Raw genomic sequence first — 15,506 nt, 5'->3', positions numbered from 1 at the left:
GGGAAACAATCTAACCCCTTCAAGCGGCCTGCACAGGGGCGAACTTTCGCACTACATAAGGGGATCGAACCCAGGAAGGGGCTCCGCCATGTCGATCGCATTCCCGGTTCCCGACGAGGCCGTCCTGGCCCGCCGCGACGAGATCATCGCGGGCCTTGCCCGGCTGGTGCACCCGGAGGCGCTCATCGTCACCGAGGACGAGCGCCGCGCCTTCGAGACCGACGCGCTCACCGCCTACCGGCGCATGCCGCTCGCCGTGGTGCTGCCCTCGACCACCGAGGAGGTCTCGGCGGTGCTGCGGTTCTGCCACGAGCACGGCGTGAAGGTGGTGCCCAGGGGCGCCGGCACGTCGCTCGCCGGCGGCGCGATCCCCCAGGAGGACGCCATCATCCTAGGCGTCGCCAAGATGAACCGGATGATCGCGGTGGACTTCATGAACCGCACGGCGCGGGTCCAGTCCGGGATCACGAACCTCGCGATCAGCCAGGCGGTGGCGCACGAGGGCTTTTTCTACGCCCCCGACCCGTCGAGCCAGCTCGCCTGCACGATCGCCGGCAACATCGCGATGAATTCCGGCGGCGCCCATTGCCTGAAATACGGCGTCACCACCAACAACCTGCTCGGCGTCACCCTGGTGCTCCTCGACGGCACGGTGGTGCAGATCGGCGGCGAGCATCTCGACAGCGAGGGCTACGACCTGCTGGGCCTCGTCTGCGGCTCGGAAGGGCAGCTCGGCGTGGTGACGGAGGCCGTGGTGCGGATCCTGCGGGCAGCCGAGGGGGCGCGCCCGGCCTTGATGGGCTTCGACTCGGTGGAGGACGCGGGCGCCTGCGTCGCCGCGATCATCGGCGCCGGCATCATCCCCGTCGCCCTCGAATACATGGACCGCCCCGCGATCAAGATTTGCGAGGCTTTCGCCCATGCCGGCTATCCCCTCGACGTCGAGGCGATGCTCATCATCGAGGTGGAGGGGTCCGACGAGGAGATCGACGACATGCTCGGCCGCATCGTCGAGATCGCGAAGCCCTTCAACCCGCGCGCCGTGAAGGTGGCGGCCTCCGAGGCCGAGGCGGCCGCGATCTGGAAGGGGCGCAAGTCGGCCTTCGGCGCCACGGGCCGCATCTCCGACTATATCTGCATGGACGGCACCATCCCGACCGGCCAGCTGCCCCACGTCCTCAGCCGCATCGACGAGATCGTGAAGGGCTACGGCCTGGGCGTCGCCAACGTCTTCCACGCCGGCGACGGCAACCTGCATCCCCTCGTGCTCTTCGACATCAACAAGCCCGGCGAGATGGAGAAGGCGGAGGCTGCGGGCGAGGACATCCTGCGACTCTGCGTCGAGGTGGGCGGCTGCCTCACGGGCGAGCACGGGGTCGGCATCGAGAAGCGCGACCTCATGCGCTGCCAGTTCACCGACGAGGACCTCCACCAGCAGATGCGCGTGCGCGGCGTGTTCGACCCGGCCTGGCTCATGAACCCGGCGAAGGTCTTCCCGCTCGACGGGCGGGTGGCGTGAGGGGGACGCGATGGTCGACATGACAAAGGAGCAGATCGACGACATTCTGGACCGCGTTCGGACCTGGCCGCCGGAACGACAGGCCGACGCGGCGGCGGTACTCCTGCGCATGGAGGAGCAGGATCTGGCGGCCCTCGACCTGACGGACGAGGAGATTGCCGACCTGGAAGAAGCCTTGCGCGAGGCCGAACGGGAAGAACCGGTCCCCGACCACGAGATGAAGGCTCTGTTCGACCGCTATCGCCTGCCATGAGGGTCGAGTTCAGCCGGCGCGCGGCCGACCAGGTCGCCGCCATTGTGGCGCACGTTGCGGACAACGATCCCGCGGCGGCCGACCGGATCGCAAGGCGGGTCGAGGCGGCTGCCGCCGGCCTCGCCGATTTTCCGGAAAGCGGCAAGCGCGCCACGACCTTCCCGGGATTGCGCTGGATCGTCATTCCGGGCCTGCCCTATCTGCTCTTCTACACGATCCGCCCGTCGGGCACCGTACGGATCGTGCGTGTTCTCCACGCCGCCCGGCAACGACGCAGGCCATGACCCTCCACACTCCCACCACCGAGCCCGAAGCCTGCCAGGTCGTCGCCGACGCCGCCGGGCGGCGCACGCCGCTGACCCTCCAGGGCGGGGGCACCAAGACCGATCTCGGGCGCCCGGCCCAAGCCGAGGCGAACCTGTCCTCGGCCGGCCTCACGGGGGTCACGCTCTACGAGCCCGCCGAGCTCGTCATCGGGGCGCGGGCCGGCACGCCGCTGCGCGAGGTCGTCGCGACGCTCGCCGAGCGCGGCCAGGAGCTCTCCTTCGAGCCCATGGACCACCGGGTGCTCCTCGGCACCACGGGCGAGCCCACCATCGGCGCGGTGGCGGCGGGCAACATCTCGGGGCCGAGGCGGATCCTCTCGGGCGCGGCCCGCGACAGCCTCATCGGCGTGCGCTTCGTGAACGGGCGGGCGGAGGCGATCAAATCCGGCGGACGGGTGATGAAGAACGTCACCGGCCTCGACCTCGTGAAGCTCATGGCGGGCTCCTGGGGAACGCTGGGCTTCCTCACCGAGGTCACCTTCAAGGTGCAACCCCGCCCCGAGCGCATCGCGACCTTGAGCCTTCCAGGGCTGTCCGACGCCCGCGCCGTCGAGGCGCTTTGCACCGCCGCCGCCTCGCCGTTCGAGGTGACGGGTGCCGCGCATCTGCCCGGCGAGCGCACGCTCATCCGGATCGAGGGCTTCTCCACCGCGATCGACTATCGCTTGGGCCAGCTGCGCCGCGTGCTGAAGGGTTTCGGCACGCCGGACGTCATCGAGGGCGAGGCCGCCGCCGACCTGTGGCGGGGCATCCGCGACGGGGCGCCGCTCGCGGAGCCCCGCGACCGCGCGGTGTGGCGCATCTCGACCGCGCCGACCATGGGGCCGGGCCTCGTCGAGGCGATCGCGGGCGCCCTCGACGCGCGCTGGTACTACGACTGGAGCGGCGGCCTGATCTGGCTGTCCACCCCCGCCACGGGCGACGCGGGCGCGGCCGCCATCCGTGCTGCCGTGGCGCGCGCTGGCGGTCACGCGACGCTGATCCGCGCGCCCATGGAGGTGCGGGCGGCGGTCGACGTGTTCCAGCCCCTGAGCGAGCCGCTCATGCGGGTGAGCATGGGCATCAAGGCGAGCCTCGATCCGGCGGGCGTGTTCAATCCGGGGCGGATGCATGCAGGCGTCTGAGACCGCCCCACGCCAGGCCGACCTGCCCGCACCAGCCCGGCTTGGCTGGACGGTCGCGGCGTTCGGCGTCGTCCTCGCGACGGCGCTGATCCTGCTCGCCATGGGACGCGAGCCGATCTGCAAATGCGGCGTCGTGAAGCTCTGGCACGGCGTGGTGCAGTCCTCGGAGAACTCGCAGCACCTCACCGACTGGTACACGCCCTCGCACGTGATCCACGGCTTCCTGTTCTACGGTGCGGTCTGGGGCCTCGGCCGCCTCGCCGGCCGGCGCATCCCCTTCGGATGGGGGCTCGTCATGGCCCTCGTCGTCGAGGGGGCCTGGGAGATCACCGAGAACACGGATGCCGTGATCGGGCGTTACCGCGAGGCCACGATCGCCCTCGACTATTTCGGCGACAGCGTGCTCAACTCCGTCTCCGACATGGCTGCGATGACCGCAGGCTTCCTCCTCGCCGCGCGGCTCCCCGTCGCGGTGACGGTGGGGCTGGCGCTCGCCATGGAGGTCTTCGTCGGCTGGACGGTGCGGGACGGGCTCGCCCTCAACGTCCTCATGCTGCTGTGGCCCCTGGATGCGGTGCGGACCTGGCAGGGGGGAGGCGGGTGATAATCGCGTCATTCCACACTTCGTACGACGTCACGACGGCCCGCTCAGGTCCTGGAACACACCGATGAAAACCAACTTCGCCCCCGAGCAGCTCCAGCACGCCGCGATGCAGGAATCCGAGAAAATCCTGCGGACCTGCGTGCATTGCGGGTTCTGCACCGCCACCTGCCCGACCTATCTGCTGCTCGGCGACGAGCTCGACAGCCCGCGCGGGCGCATCTACCTCATGAAGGACATGCTGGAGGGCGGGAAACCTGCCACGCCGGAGATCGTGCGGCACATCGACCGCTGCCTCTCCTGCCTGTCCTGCATGACCACCTGTCCGTCGGGGGTGCACTATATGCACCTCGTCGACCATGCCCGCGCCTATATCGAGGAGACGCACAAGCGGCCCTGGCACGACCGGCTGGTCCGCGAGATCCTGGCCCGGATCCTGCCCTATCCCAACCGCTTCCGCCTCGCGATCCTCGGAGCCTTCCTGGGCAAGCCGTTCAAGGGCTTGGTGGGGCAGATCCCCCATGTCGGCAACCGCTTCAAGGCCATGCTGGAGCTGGCGCCATCCTCCTCGCCCGGGCGCTCGCCCTTCGACAAGCCGGGCACGTTCCGGCCCGAGGGGCCGCGCCGGGCGCGCGTCGCCATCCTGTCGGGCTGCGCCCAGCCCGTCCTCAAGCCCGGCTTCAACGAGGCCGCCGTGCGCCTCCTCAACCGGCACGGGATCGAGGTGGTGCAGCCGAAGGGGGAGGGCTGCTGCGGGGCGCTCGTCCACCACATGGGGCGCGACGAGCAGAGCCACGCCTTCGCCAAGCGCAACATCGACGCCTGGATCCGCGAGATGGACGGCGAGGGCCTTGACGCGATCGTGATCACGGCGTCGGGCTGCGGCACCACGATCAAGGATTACGGCTTCATGCTGCGCGAGGACGCCGCCTATGCCGAGAAGGCCAAGCGGGTCTCCTCCATCGTGAAGGACGTCACCGAGTACATGACGAGCCTCAAGCTCATGGACCCCGTGCGGGAGATCGACCTCACGGTCGCCTACCACTCGGCCTGCTCCATGCAGCACGGGCAGCAGATCCGCACCGAGCCGAAGACGCTGCTCAAGAAGGCGGGCTTCACCGTGAAGGACGTGCCCGAGGGGCACATCTGCTGCGGCTCGGCGGGCGTCTACAACATCCTCCAGCCCGAGATCGCGGGGCAGCTGCGCGCGCGCAAGGTTGCCAATATCGAGCGCACCCGGCCCGATCTCATCGCCACCGGGAATATCGGCTGCGCGACACAGATCGGCCTTGGAACGGACATCCCCATCGTCCACACCGTCGAACTCCTCGACTGGGCGACCGGCGGGCCGATGCCCGAGGTGCTGGAAGAGGCAGGCTTCCGCGGCGTGGCGCCCCGCGCGCCGGTGTCGGTGGCGGCCGAGTAGGGCGGGCGCCGTCGCGGCCCTTGCGGCAACCTTTCACGAGGGGGGCGGCTAGGCGAACGGGGCCCGATTAGGTTAATGAGGGGCGTTGCCGGCCGGGCCGGCACCCATTGATTGCGGAGCCGAGATCCTTGTCGTCCTCATCCCCCAAGCGGGCTGCGCGCCTCCTCGCCGCCATCGCGCTCTCGGCCGCCACGGTACTGGCCTCGCCCGCCCTCTCGGCCCGCGAGGCGTCCGCCCCCGCCGAGTCGGAGCCGCTGCAGCCCGCCGACAGCCTCGAGGGCAATTTCCTCTCCGCCTATATCGCGGGTGCCTCCCGCGACACGAGCGCCGCCGCCACCTTCTATCGCGAGGCCGTCAAGGCCGACCCGCGCAACAAGGAGCTGCTGGAGCGCGCATTCGTGTCGTTCCTCGCCGACGGCGCCATGCCGGAGGCGTTCCGGGCCGCGGAGCGGATCCTCGCCCGCGATCCCAACAACGGCCTCGCGAACCTGACGCTTGGCGTGCGCGAGCTGCGCCTCAAGCGCTACCAGAGCGCCCGCGGCTTCCTCTCCAAGGGCAACCGCGGCCGTGCGGCTGATCTCACCGCGACGCTCCTCTCAGCCTGGTCCTTCGCGGGTGCCCGTGACGCCCAGAAGGCGGGCGAGGCGCTCGACAAGCTGCGGGGCGAGCGCGCCTTCAACATCTTCCGCGACTACCATGCAGGCCTGATCGCGGCCTTCCTCGGCAACGGCGCCGAGGCCGACCGGCGCCTGAAGGCCGCCTACGAGGCCGAGCGCAACACCCTGCGCCTCGTGGACGCCTTCGGCCGCAACGAGGCCCGCCGCGGTCGCCCCGACGCGGCGCTCGCCGCCTACGAGGCCTTCGACGGCGTGGTGCCCCGCCATCCCATCGTGCGCGACGCGATCGCCCGCCTCAAGGCGGACAAGCCCCTCGACCCCATCGTCACCGACGTCCAGCAGGGCGCGGCGGAGGTGCTCTACGGCCTTGGCGCGGCGGGCAACAACCAAGGCGACGAGCTGCCGGCCGTCATCTACCTGCGCCTCGCGCTCCACCTCGACCCGGAGCACGCGCTTGCCCTCGTGACGCTCGGCGACGTGTTCGAGCGCTTGAAGCGCATCGACCGCGCCAACGAGATCTTCGCCCGCGTGCCCAAATCCTCGCCCATCTATGCCAATGCCGAGATGCAGATGGGCGTCAACATGGAGCAGATGGGCCGCAGCGAGGAGGCCACGCGGCACCTCGAGCGCCTCATCGGCGAGCGTCCCGACGACGTCGACGCCATCATCGCGCTCGGCAACGTGCTGCGCTCGCGCAAGCTCTACGCCGAGGCAGCCGACGTCTATACCCGCGCCATCGACAAGATCGGCACCCCCGACCGCAGCCACTGGACGCTGTTCTACTTCCGCGGCAGCGCGCTGGAGCGGGCCAAGCAATGGCCGAAGGCCGAGGCCGACCTCCAGAAAGCCCTGGAGCTCGTGCCCGAGTCCCAGGCGAACGGCCGCGCCCAGGTGCTGAACTATCTCGGCTATTCCTGGGTCGACATGGGCACGAACATCGAGGAGGCCTTCAAGCTCCTCAAGCGCGCCGTGGAGCTCTCGCCCCGCGACGGCATGATCATCGACAGCCTCGGCTGGGGCTATTACCGGCTCGGACGCTACGAGGACGCCGTGCGGGAGCTGGAGCGGGCCGTGGAGCTCAAGCCCGGCGATCCCGTGGTCAACGACCACCTCGGCGACGCCTATTGGCGGGTCGGGCGCCGGCTCGAGGCTCGCTTCCAGTGGCAGCACGCCCGCGATTCGAACCCCGAGCCCGAGGAGCTGACGAAGATCGTCCGCAAGCTGGAGGGGGGCCTCGAGGAGGATCCGAAGCCCGCCTCGGCCGAGACCGCGCCTGCCGCCGAGCCCACCACGGCCACGGAGCCGCCGAAGAACGGCGGCTGAGACCCGGGTGCGGGCGAGCGGGGATCCGGGGTGCCCCCCTCTTCCATGGGGAGAGGGGCCGGGCGTGAGGGGGTACCACAGGAAACCAGTGGTCTCCCACCTCCTCATGCTGAGGAGCGCTCGAAGAGCGCGTCTCGAAGCACGCAACACATTCGTGAGCCGGAGGGAGATCCCTGGAGCGCCCTTCGAGGCCCTGCTCCGCAGGGCACCTCAGGACGAGGGAGGGGAGGGTTAGCCCCCCTTCCGGGCCAGCCTCTCAGGCGAGCCAGTCCGGCACCCGGTCGAGCCCGATGAGCTCATCATAGGAGGGGCGCGGACGCACCAGCGCGTAGCGGTCGCCGTCGACCATCACCTCGGGCACGAGGAGCCGGGAATTGTAGGTCGTGGCCTGGACGGCCCCGTAAGCCCCGCCTGTCATCACCGCGAGGAGGTCGCCGGGCGCCGCGACGGGCATGTCCCGGCCGAGCGCCAGATAGTCGCCGCTCTCGCACACGGGTCCCACCACGTCCGCCGTCTGCCGCGCGCCCGTGAGCCGCGCCTCCAGGACGGGCCTGATGTCGTGATAGGCCTCGTAGAGCGTCGGACGGATGAGGTCGTTCATCCCCGCGTCCACGATGACGAAAGTGCGACCCTCGCCGTGCTTCACGTAGACCACGCGGGTGACGAGCACGCCCGCATTGCCGGCGATCAGGCGCCCGACCTCGAAGACGAGCTTGAGCCCCAGATCCCGCGTGTGGCGCTTGATCACCTCGGCGTAACGCTCGGGGCGCGGCGGCGGCTCGTTGTCCTCGCGGTAGGGGACGCCTAGGCCGCCGCCGAGATCGATGTGATCGAGGCGGTGGCCCGCCCCCATGAGGTCGCGGGCAAGCTCCACGAGGAGCTGCGTGGCGTTGTCGAACGGATCGAGCGCCGTGATCTGGCTGCCGATATGCATGTCGACGCCCGTGACCCGCAGGCCCGGCAGGGCCGCCGCCCGGCCGTAGACCTCGCGGGCCCGGGAGATCGGGATCCCGAACTTGTTCTCGGACTTGCCCGTGGAGATCTTGGCGTGGGTCTTGGCATCCACGTCCGGGTTGACGCGGATCGAGATCGGCGCGTGCACGCCCTTCGAGGCCGCGACCTCGGACAGGGCTTCCAGCTCCGGCTCGGATTCCACGTTGAAGCACAGGATACCGGCATCGAGGGCGAGCGCCATCTCGGGCCGGGTCTTGGCGACCCCTGAGAACACGATCCGCTCGCCGGGCACGCCCGCCGCGAGGGCCCGGCGCAGCTCGCCCTCGGAGACGATGTCCATGCCGGCGCCCTGGCGCGCCAGCGTCGCGAGCACGGCCTGGTTGGAGTTCGCCTTCATGGCGTAGCAGACGAGGGCGTCCATGTCGGCGAAGGCGTCGGCGAAGACGCGGTAGTGCCGGACGAAGGTGGCCGTCGAGTAGCAATAGAACGGCGTGCCGACCTCGTCGGCGATCGCCACGAGATCGACGTTCTCGGCGTGCATGACGCCGTCGCGATAGGTGAAGTGGTGCATGGCGGCCCGGGCTGACCTCAGAGCAGCGGATCGAGGATGAAGGGGTCCTTCGGGATGGTGAAACCGCGCTTCTGCTGGCGCGAGGAGGCCGGCGGCGTGGGCGAGACGCTCGGCAGGATCGTGTCGGGCCCTTCCTCCGCCACCTCGGCCTGCGTCTGGGCCGCGACCGTTCCTGGGGCCGCCGCGGGCACGGCCGCGACCGGAGGCGGCTCCAGCGGGCCGCGGCGGCCGCAGGCCGACAGGGCGACGAGCAGGGCTCCGGCCACCATGAGAGCGCGGCCGGCGGGCGAAAGGGGCAGGGTCATACGGCACTCCGGATCGTCCCGCACCTTAATCACAAGCCGATGCGGGACGCGAGAGGCGCGGGCGCCACATCGGGGCCCTCACATGAGATTGCGCGCCGGGCCCTGCCGGGTTAAGCGCGCCGCAGACAGGGAGACATCAACCGGTGCGGCTCGACCTCATCCGCTTCAAGCAGCACGACGAAGGCTTGTGCGGTCTCTACACCATCGCCAACGCCCTCGCGCTGATCTTCCCCGAGCACATGTCGGAGACGAACGCGGCCGTGCTCGTCGCCCGCATGGCCGGCGAGCTGCCCACCGACATCAACACGATCATCCGCGAGGGCACCGACCGCGCCCAGATGGAGATCATGCTGCCCTCGGCCCTGCGCTGGACCCAGGAGCATGACTGGCCGGCCTGGCGCTGGCGCGGCCTGCACCCGGCAGGCGGCGACAAGGCGCAGGCTTTCTGGGACAGGCTCGCGGGCGAGCTGGGCGACCGCCAGGACGCGGCCCTGGTGGTGGGCTTCGGCGACGACGACGCGCCCAACACCCGCTACGAGCCGCACTGGACCTGCGTGCGGGTCATCGGCCCCACCGTGCTCACCCTGCGCGATTCCACCGAGTACGGCCGGGTCCGCCGGGCCGAGACGGGAATCCGCCCCGAGCATGGCTGGGAGATCGAGGACTGCTTCATCCTGGAGCGCATGGAGCCCCTGCCGCGCCGCAAGCGCCGCTGGCGATCCATGGGTGCTTAAGCCTCCCGCCGCTTCATCACCTCGGAGATCGCGACGCCCGCCGCGATCACGCCGGCCGCGATCCAGGTGAGCGCCGCATAGCGCTCGCCGAGCAGCACGACGCCGCCCAGAAGCCCCAGGACGGCGCCGACATAGCCGATCTGGCTGAACGACACGATGCCGCCCGTGCGTTGCAGCTCGAAATAGATCACGTTGCCCCCCGTGGCGACGAGGGCGGCGAGCGCCAGGTAGCCCGCGCCGATGGGGGAGGGGAGGGCGAGGCCGCCCGCCGGCACGAGCGCCAGCAGGAGCCAGAGGGCGCCGCCCGCCGACATAGCGAAGGCGAGGTCGAGGGGCTGCGCGCCCGGCGGCCAGAAGCGCTGGCGGTAGATGTTGCCGCAGGCGATGGAGACGGGGGCCAGCATGGCGAGCCCGACCCAGAGCGCGTCGCCCGACAGCCCCGTCGTCCGCGACACGGCGAGCATCACGGCGCCGGCGAACGCGATGCCGATGCCCGCCGCCCGCCCCGGCGTCGCCCGCTCCACGCCGACGAGGGCGGCGAGCGCGAAGGTGAGCGGCGTCGGGAAGGCGTAGGCGAGCGATGCGATGCCGGCGCTCACGTAGGCCGAGGCGCTGTAGATGAGCGCCTGCGGCACGGCCACCGACAGGAGCCCGGCGAGCGCTCCGTACCGAGCGACGGGCGACGGGATGGAAACCGGCCCTCGCGTCGCCCGGAACGCGCCGAGCGCCAGCGCGGCGCCGCAGGCGCTCGCAAATGCGTAGAGCAGCGGCGCCACGCCCGCCTCCGCCGCCCCGCGCGCCAGGATCGTGTTGGTGGCGATCACGGCCCCGTTCGCGACGAGCAGCGCCGTGGCCTTGGTGGCGGGGGTCATGGACGGCCCTTCGTCATGTGGTAAGGAGCGGCTTCGCCGCGGATCCTTGCGCTGGGTCCCCGAACGGCCTGCCGCGACCATGCGCCGGCCCGGGAGCCCCCGTCACCCTCGCGCCTTCGCCTCCTTCTGGAGCCGCCCGATCCACCGCTTCGCCTGCCCGCGCACATTGGCCGGCGCGGTGCCGCCGTAGCTCGTGCGGCTCTTGACCGAGCGCTCGACGCCGAGCACCGCGAAGACCTCGTCGGTGATGCGGGGCTCGACCTCCTGCATCTCGGCCAAGGTGAGCTTCTCCAGGCCGATGTCGCGGGCGCTGGCGAGCCCCACGAGGCGGCCCGTGACGTGGTGGGCGTCGCGGAACGGCATCTCCAGCACGCGCACCAGCCAGTCGGCGAGGTCGGTGGCGGTGGCGTAGCCCGCGCCCGCCCAGCGCTTGAGGCGCTTCACGTCGGGCTCCATGTCCCGCACCATGCCGCTCATGGCCGCGATGCAGAGCGACAGGCTCTGGAGCGCGTCGAACACGCCCTCCTTGTCCTCCTGCATGTCCTTGGAATAGGTCAGCGGCAGCCCCTTCATCACCACGAGGAGCCCCATGAGGGCGCCGAGGATGCGCCCGGACTTGCCGCGCACGAGCTCGGCCGCGTCCGGGTTGCGCTTCTGCGGCATGATGGACGAGCCGGTGGAGAAGGCATCCGAGAGGCGCACGAAGCCGAACTGCGCCGAGGTCCACAGCACGATCTCCTCCGCGAATCGGGAGAGGTGCACGGCGCAGATCGCGGCGGCCGAGAGGGTCTCCAGGGCGAAGTCGCGGTCCGAGACGGAATCGAGCGAGTTCGCGGTCGGCCGGTCGAAGCCCAGCAGCCCCGCCGTGAAGGCGCGATCGATCGGGAACGAGGTGCCGGCGAGCGCCGCGGCGCCCAGCGGGCACTCGTTGAGGCGCCGCCTGGCGTCGGCGAGGCGGCCCCGGTCGCGGGCGACCATCTCGACGTAAGCCAGCAGGTGGTGGCCGAAGGTGACGGGCTGGGCCGATTGCAGATGGGTGAAGCCCGGCATCACGGCGCCCGCGAATTCGAGCGCCTTTTCGGCGAGCGCCAGCTGCAGGTCGGCGAGCTGCTCGTCGAGGCCGTCGATGGTGTCGCGCACCCAAAGCTTCATGTCGGTGGCGACCTGGTCGTTGCGCGAGCGCGCCGTGTGCAGCCGCCCGGCCGCAGGTCCCACGAGGTCCTTGAGGCGGGATTCCACGTTCATGTGGATGTCCTCGAGCGCACGCGAAAACGTGAAGCTCCCGGCTTCGATTTCGGCCTGGACGGCCTTGAGCCCGCCCTGGATCGCCTCCACATCGCTCTTGTCGAGGATACCCGTCTTCCCCAGCATCTCGGCATGCGCCAGGGAGCCCCGGATGTCCTGGGACGCGAGGCGCTTGTCGAAGTCGATGGAGGCGTTGATCTCCTCCATGATCGCGGCGGGCCCGCTCGCGAACCGTCCGCCCCACATCCGATTGCTCATCTGGCTGTTCCGTTCCTGCCCATGACCGACACGCCCGCCCGCTCCCGCCGGCCGCTCCTCATCGGAGCCGTCGCCCTCGGTGCCCTTGGCCTGGGCGCGCTCGCCCTATACGGGAACGGGCCGGTATCCGGCAACGCCGTCGCGGGCGAATGCCGCGCTTCCATGGCGACCGCGAAGAAAATCGCGCCGTTGGTCCGGGGCGAGGTGGCGGCCTTGTCCATTCTCGCGACCCCGAAGCCCGCTCCCGAGGTGGCCTTCCTCGACCCGCAGGGCAAGCCCGTGACCCTGGCCGACTTCAAGGGCAAGACGGTGCTCGTGAACCTGTGGGCCACCTGGTGCGCGCCATGCCGGCACGAGATGCCGGCCCTGGACAAGCTCCAGGCGGATGCCGGCGGCGCGGATTTCGAGGTGGTGGCGGTCAACATCGACACCCGCAACCTGGAACGGCCGAAGACCTGGCTCCAGGAAAACGGGGTGAGCCGCCTCGGCTATTATGCCGACCCCCAGGCCAAGATCCTCCAGACGCTCCAGCGCACGGGCCACGTGGTCGGCCTCCCCACGACGATCCTCGTCGACGGAGCGGGCTGCGAGCTCGGCACGCTCAAGGGCGCCGCCGATTGGGGCGGCGCCGACGCGCTGCGCCTCATCCGCGCCTCGCTCGGGCGGGAGCCCGCCGGGGAGTGAACGCGCGAGCCCGTCGTTCTCCTCTCCCCGTCGCGTGGGACGAGGCGGCGCCGCCGTGACCTGGCGCCCCATGACCCCCGCCGACCTCCCCGCCGTGTCGCGCATCGCGGTGGCGGTGCATCCCAGGCATCCCGAGGGCGACGCGGTATTCGCCGAGCGGCTGGCGCTGTGGCCGCGGGGCTGCCTCGTGCTGGGGGCGGGCATCCGGGGCTATGCGTTGAGCCACCCCTGGGGCCTGCATCCGCCCCCTCTCGACACGCTCCTCGGCGCCCTGCCGGCTCGGCCCGAGGTCTATTACATCCACGACGTGGCGCTCATGCCGGAGGCGAGGGGAGGGGGCGCGGGATCGGCGGCGGTCGCGCGGCTCGCGGCGGTCGCCGACGCCATGGGCCTGCCGCTCGCCCTCGTCGCGGTGCCGGGCTCCGCCCCGTTCTGGGCCCGCCAGGGGTTCGCGATCACGGGCCCGGCGGGGGGATCCTATGGCGAGGGGTCGGTGGCGATGCGCCGTCCGGCTAGTACACGCCGGGAATGAGGCGCCAGGACCGGGCCATGTAGGCGCGGTACTCGTCGCCGAAGGCCTCGATCATCAGGCGCTCCTCGTGGGCGACCCTGCCCGCGAACAGGATCGCGAAGCCCACGAGGCCGGCCGGTCCCGCGATCCAGTTTGGCAGGAGGAGCGCCTGCGCCACGGCCCAGAGCCAGAACGCGGCGTACATCGGGTGCCGGACCCGGGCATAGACCCCGTGGGTCACGAGGGCATGCCGCTCGCGCACCTCGAGCGAGATCGACCAATTGGCGCCAAGCTCCCGGTGCGTGAGATAAAACAGGGCGAGGGAGCCCAGGAACACGGCGATGCCGAGCCAGGCTGCCAGGGGATGGAAGGGGTAGTTGGCGAAAGGGAAGGCGCCGAACGCCGCGTGGACGAAGGGCACGACGCCGAAGCCGATCATGGCGCCGGCCAGGAGCACGCCCTCGCGCACGCACCGCTCCGAGCGGGCGACCGGCACGCGGTTCGCCTGGCGCTCGAAGGGAAAGCGCAGAGCGCACCACGCCATGGCGCCCCCGGCCCACACGACATTGGCGATCTCAGGCGTCACGTCGGCGCTCCCCTCGAGCCCTGGTATCCCGTTCGACGACAGGTCTAGCCCCGGATCGTGCGCGGTCAAGCCTCAAGCGGTGGCGCCCGCGGCCGCCCCGTCCGGCTCGCCCTCGGCGCCCGCGCCGGTCTCGGGCTTCACCACCCGCCAGGGCCCGCGCGCCTTGGTGACCCGCGCCTCGCCGGGCCCGAGCCGCACGGCGGAGCCGTCGGGCTGGATCTCGTCGATGAGCACGAGCCCCATGCCCTGGAGCAGGGCCGCGACGATCTTGTTCTGCCGGTCGTCCGCGGGGATCGGCATCGAGCCGGAGGCGTAGACCTGGTCCATGAGGTAGCGCGGATGCCGATGCGGCGCGATGGCCGGCTGACGGCTGCGGAACGGCACGACGGTCGCGTCGGACATCGGTTAGGCCCCCAAACACGCGCCGATTGTTGTTCTGGACGCGTCACCGGATCGTTGCCGGCATCACTCGATATCGCGATTGCACCACGATCGGGGAGGGGGCGCAAATCGGTATGAGTGCAGGGGGTGTGGATGTTGGGGCTGTCATCCCCGGCCGGAGGCGGCTTCCCCTCCGCGCGACAAGCGCGCTCCCGCCGGGGATGATAGGGGAGCCAGGGGCTCCCCGCCGCCTCAGGCGCTCTGCTTCACCGCGATGCCCTTTTCGGTGAGCATCTGCTGGAGCTCGCCCGACTGGAACATCTCGCGGGTGATGTCGCAGCCGCCGACGAACTCGCCCTTCACGTAGAGCTGCGGGATGGTCGGCCAGTTGGCGTAGTCCTTGATGCCCTGGCGGATGTCGGCGTCCTCGAGGACGTTCACGCCCTTATAGTTCACGCCGAGATAGTTCAGGATCTGCGTCACCTGGCCGGAGAACCCGCACATGGGGAACTGCGGCGTGCCCTTCATGAAGAGCACCACGTCGTTGGAGGTGACTTCCGATTCGATGCGGGTCTTGGCGTCGGTCATGGGATTCTCCTGGGGCCGCGGCGGTCAAGGCGCCGGGTCTCGTGTCTCAAGTGTCGGCGGCGACGGTGGTCAGCGCAAGGGCATGCAGCACGCCGCCCATGCGGCCCTGGAGCGCGCCGTAGACCATCTGGTGCTGCTGGACGCGGCTCTTGCCCTTGAACGCGGACGAGGTGACCGTCGCGGCGTAATGGTCGCCGTCGCCGGCCAGGTCCCGGATCTCAACGGTCGCGTCGGGCAGCGCGGCCTTGATCATGTTCTCGATCTCGCGGGCGTCCATGGGCATGGCGGGGAACCTGTCGCTCCGTGTGCGGGGCGGGAGATAGATAAAGCGTGGGATGACGGATTGGAAGGGTGGGGACTCTCCTCTCCCATGGGGAGCGGACGCGCCGCATCGCGCCCCGGGGGCGGCCCGTCCTGTCCGGCCGTCTGCCGGAGGGCGGGCGAGAGAGGATCGAGGGGGCGCGGGACGCCGCGGGCTCGATGGGGCAGTCGGCCGTGAGCTTAAGCCCAGCGGCGTCCACGGGGGGCCCGGATCGATGGTCCGGCCCCGTCCGGGTCGCCCCGGCACGCATGCGGCACCTCTTGGACGTCGCCGCCGGAACTGGTCAGTCGCACGGTCGAGCCGGGC

At 70.7% G+C, this 15,506-nt stretch carries 18 protein-coding genes; 10 read left to right on the top strand and 8 right to left on the bottom strand.

The window, feature by feature from the left end; translation table 11 throughout:
- Positions 1 to 88: 88 nt before the first annotated feature.
- The 7 genes from F0L46_RS14595 to F0L46_RS14565 all read left to right on the top strand — a co-directional run bounded on the left by F0L46_RS14595 (position 89) and on the right by F0L46_RS14565 (position 7,189).
- Complete coding sequence (locus F0L46_RS14595; protein ID WP_149818777.1) at positions 89 to 1,519, top strand: FAD-linked oxidase C-terminal domain-containing protein; 1,431 nt, start codon at positions 89 to 91, stop codon at positions 1,517 to 1,519.
- Between the two features lie 10 nt (positions 1,520 to 1,529).
- On the top strand, positions 1,530 to 1,772 hold the full coding sequence (locus tag F0L46_RS14590) for a hypothetical protein (RefSeq protein WP_149818775.1): 243 nt from the start codon (positions 1,530 to 1,532) through the stop codon (positions 1,770 to 1,772).
- Positions 1,769 to 2,056 carry a type II toxin-antitoxin system RelE/ParE family toxin gene (locus F0L46_RS14585; RefSeq protein ID WP_149818773.1) on the top strand — a complete coding sequence of 96 codons (288 nt, stop codon included), beginning with the start codon at positions 1,769 to 1,771 and terminating at the stop codon, positions 2,054 to 2,056. The genes F0L46_RS14590 and F0L46_RS14585 overlap by 4 nt, the downstream gene beginning before the upstream one ends.
- The gene (gene glcE / locus F0L46_RS14580) at positions 2,053 to 3,222 is read left to right on the top strand and encodes a glycolate oxidase subunit GlcE (protein WP_149818771.1); all 1,170 of its coding nucleotides are present in this window, start codon (positions 2,053 to 2,055) and stop codon (positions 3,220 to 3,222) included. Before F0L46_RS14585 ends, glcE begins: the two co-directional genes overlap by 4 nt.
- Positions 3,209 to 3,826: a DUF2585 domain-containing protein gene (locus tag F0L46_RS14575; RefSeq protein WP_149818769.1), complete on the top strand. Its 618-nt coding sequence runs from the start codon at positions 3,209 to 3,211 to the stop codon at positions 3,824 to 3,826. The genes glcE and F0L46_RS14575 overlap by 14 nt, the downstream gene beginning before the upstream one ends.
- A gap of 64 nt (positions 3,827 to 3,890) precedes the next feature.
- Positions 3,891 to 5,249, top strand: a complete 1,359-nt coding sequence (glcF, locus tag F0L46_RS14570) for a glycolate oxidase subunit GlcF (protein WP_149818767.1) — start codon at positions 3,891 to 3,893, stop codon at positions 5,247 to 5,249.
- A gap of 128 nt (positions 5,250 to 5,377) precedes the next feature.
- Positions 5,378 to 7,189 carry a tetratricopeptide repeat protein gene (locus tag F0L46_RS14565; protein WP_149818765.1) on the top strand — a complete coding sequence of 604 codons (1,812 nt, stop codon included), beginning with the start codon at positions 5,378 to 5,380 and terminating at the stop codon, positions 7,187 to 7,189.
- Positions 7,190 to 7,445: 256 nt separating this feature from the next.
- Here the strand turns inward: F0L46_RS14565 and lysA are convergent, their stop codons facing one another.
- Both lysA and lptM read right to left on the bottom strand, forming a co-directional pair.
- Positions 7,446 to 8,714: a diaminopimelate decarboxylase gene (lysA, locus tag F0L46_RS14560; protein WP_149818763.1), complete on the bottom strand. Its 1,269-nt coding sequence runs from the start codon at positions 8,712 to 8,714 to the stop codon at positions 7,446 to 7,448.
- A gap of 17 nt (positions 8,715 to 8,731) precedes the next feature.
- Entirely contained in the window at positions 8,732 to 9,019 is a 288-nt protein-coding gene (lptM, locus tag F0L46_RS14555; RefSeq protein ID WP_149818760.1) for an LPS translocon maturation chaperone LptM, read from the bottom strand.
- A gap of 143 nt (positions 9,020 to 9,162) precedes the next feature.
- Here lptM and F0L46_RS14550 point away from each other — a divergent pair, with 143 nt between their 5' ends.
- Positions 9,163 to 9,753 carry a hypothetical protein gene (locus F0L46_RS14550; RefSeq protein WP_149818758.1) on the top strand — a complete coding sequence of 197 codons (591 nt, stop codon included), beginning with the start codon at positions 9,163 to 9,165 and terminating at the stop codon, positions 9,751 to 9,753.
- Here F0L46_RS14550 and F0L46_RS14545 read toward each other — a convergent pair.
- Positions 9,750 to 10,625 carry an EamA family transporter gene (locus F0L46_RS14545; RefSeq protein WP_149818756.1) on the bottom strand — a complete coding sequence of 292 codons (876 nt, stop codon included), beginning with the start codon at positions 10,623 to 10,625 and terminating at the stop codon, positions 9,750 to 9,752. The two genes, F0L46_RS14550 and F0L46_RS14545, sit on opposite strands and share 4 nt — an antisense overlap.
- A gap of 102 nt (positions 10,626 to 10,727) precedes the next feature.
- Entirely contained in the window at positions 10,728 to 12,128 is a 1,401-nt protein-coding gene (gene argH, locus F0L46_RS14540; RefSeq protein WP_149818754.1) for an argininosuccinate lyase, read from the bottom strand.
- A 21-nt stretch (positions 12,129 to 12,149) separates the two neighbouring features.
- On the opposite strand from argH, the gene tlpA reads away from it, so the two are divergent.
- Positions 12,150 to 12,812 (top strand): thiol:disulfide interchange protein TlpA, encoded by a 663-nt coding sequence (gene tlpA, locus F0L46_RS14535; protein WP_149818752.1) that lies wholly within the window; start codon positions 12,150 to 12,152, stop codon positions 12,810 to 12,812.
- 55 nt (positions 12,813 to 12,867) lie between these two features.
- Positions 12,868 to 13,344, top strand: coding sequence for a GNAT family N-acetyltransferase (locus F0L46_RS14530; protein ID WP_240540000.1), 477 nt, complete (start codon positions 12,868 to 12,870; stop codon positions 13,342 to 13,344).
- Here the strand turns inward: F0L46_RS14530 and F0L46_RS14525 are convergent.
- The 4 genes from F0L46_RS14525 to F0L46_RS14510 all read right to left on the bottom strand — a co-directional run bounded on the left by F0L46_RS14525 (position 13,325) and on the right by F0L46_RS14510 (position 15,161).
- A complete protein-coding gene (locus F0L46_RS14525; protein WP_149819025.1) occupies positions 13,325 to 13,867 on the bottom strand; it encodes a protein-S-isoprenylcysteine O-methyltransferase in 543 nt (180 codons plus the stop codon). The genes F0L46_RS14530 and F0L46_RS14525 overlap by 20 nt on opposite strands.
- A gap of 114 nt (positions 13,868 to 13,981) precedes the next feature.
- Positions 13,982 to 14,311, bottom strand: a complete 330-nt coding sequence (locus tag F0L46_RS14520; RefSeq protein WP_149818750.1) for a hypothetical protein — start codon at positions 14,309 to 14,311, stop codon at positions 13,982 to 13,984.
- Between the two features lie 231 nt (positions 14,312 to 14,542).
- Positions 14,543 to 14,878: a Grx4 family monothiol glutaredoxin gene (gene grxD, locus F0L46_RS14515; RefSeq protein ID WP_149818748.1), complete on the bottom strand. Its 336-nt coding sequence runs from the start codon at positions 14,876 to 14,878 to the stop codon at positions 14,543 to 14,545.
- 46 nt (positions 14,879 to 14,924) lie between these two features.
- Entirely contained in the window at positions 14,925 to 15,161 is a 237-nt protein-coding gene (locus tag F0L46_RS14510; RefSeq protein ID WP_149818746.1) for a BolA family protein, read from the bottom strand.
- Positions 15,162 to 15,506: the final 345 nt, after the last annotated feature.

It is taken from the genome of Salinarimonas soli, assembly GCF_008386575.1.
Taxonomy (GTDB): domain Bacteria; phylum Pseudomonadota; class Alphaproteobacteria; order Rhizobiales; family Beijerinckiaceae; genus Salinarimonas_A; species Salinarimonas_A soli.
The sequence above is the reverse complement of the archived record's forward strand: the minus strand, read 5'-3'. Positions and strand labels throughout refer to the sequence as shown.

Coding starts and splice junctions, on each gene's coding strand:
- F0L46_RS14595 (WP_149818777.1), top strand. CDS start 89: ATGTCGATCGCATTCCCGGTTCCCGACGAGGCCGTCCTGGCCCGCCGC.
- F0L46_RS14590 (WP_149818775.1), top strand. CDS start 1,530: ATGGTCGACATGACAAAGGAGCAGATCGACGACATTCTGGACCGCGTT.
- F0L46_RS14585 (WP_149818773.1), top strand. CDS start 1,769: ATGAGGGTCGAGTTCAGCCGGCGCGCGGCCGACCAGGTCGCCGCCATT.
- glcE (WP_149818771.1), top strand. CDS start 2,053: ATGACCCTCCACACTCCCACCACCGAGCCCGAAGCCTGCCAGGTCGTC.
- F0L46_RS14575 (WP_149818769.1), top strand. CDS start 3,209: ATGCAGGCGTCTGAGACCGCCCCACGCCAGGCCGACCTGCCCGCACCA.
- glcF (WP_149818767.1), top strand. CDS start 3,891: ATGAAAACCAACTTCGCCCCCGAGCAGCTCCAGCACGCCGCGATGCAG.
- lysA (WP_149818763.1), bottom strand. CDS start 8,714: ATGCACCACTTCACCTATCGCGACGGCGTCATGCACGCCGAGAACGTC.
- lptM (WP_149818760.1), bottom strand. CDS start 9,019: ATGACCCTGCCCCTTTCGCCCGCCGGCCGCGCTCTCATGGTGGCCGGA.
- F0L46_RS14545 (WP_149818756.1), bottom strand. CDS start 10,625: ATGACCCCCGCCACCAAGGCCACGGCGCTGCTCGTCGCGAACGGGGCC.
- argH (WP_149818754.1), bottom strand. CDS start 12,128: ATGAGCAATCGGATGTGGGGCGGACGGTTCGCGAGCGGGCCCGCCGCG.
- tlpA (WP_149818752.1), top strand. CDS start 12,150: ATGACCGACACGCCCGCCCGCTCCCGCCGGCCGCTCCTCATCGGAGCC.
- F0L46_RS14525 (WP_149819025.1), bottom strand. CDS start 13,867: ATGGCGTGGTGCGCTCTGCGCTTTCCCTTCGAGCGCCAGGCGAACCGC.
- F0L46_RS14520 (WP_149818750.1), bottom strand. CDS start 14,311: ATGTCCGACGCGACCGTCGTGCCGTTCCGCAGCCGTCAGCCGGCCATC.
- grxD (WP_149818748.1), bottom strand. CDS start 14,878: ATGACCGACGCCAAGACCCGCATCGAATCGGAAGTCACCTCCAACGAC.
- F0L46_RS14510 (WP_149818746.1), bottom strand. CDS start 15,161: ATGCCCATGGACGCCCGCGAGATCGAGAACATGATCAAGGCCGCGCTG.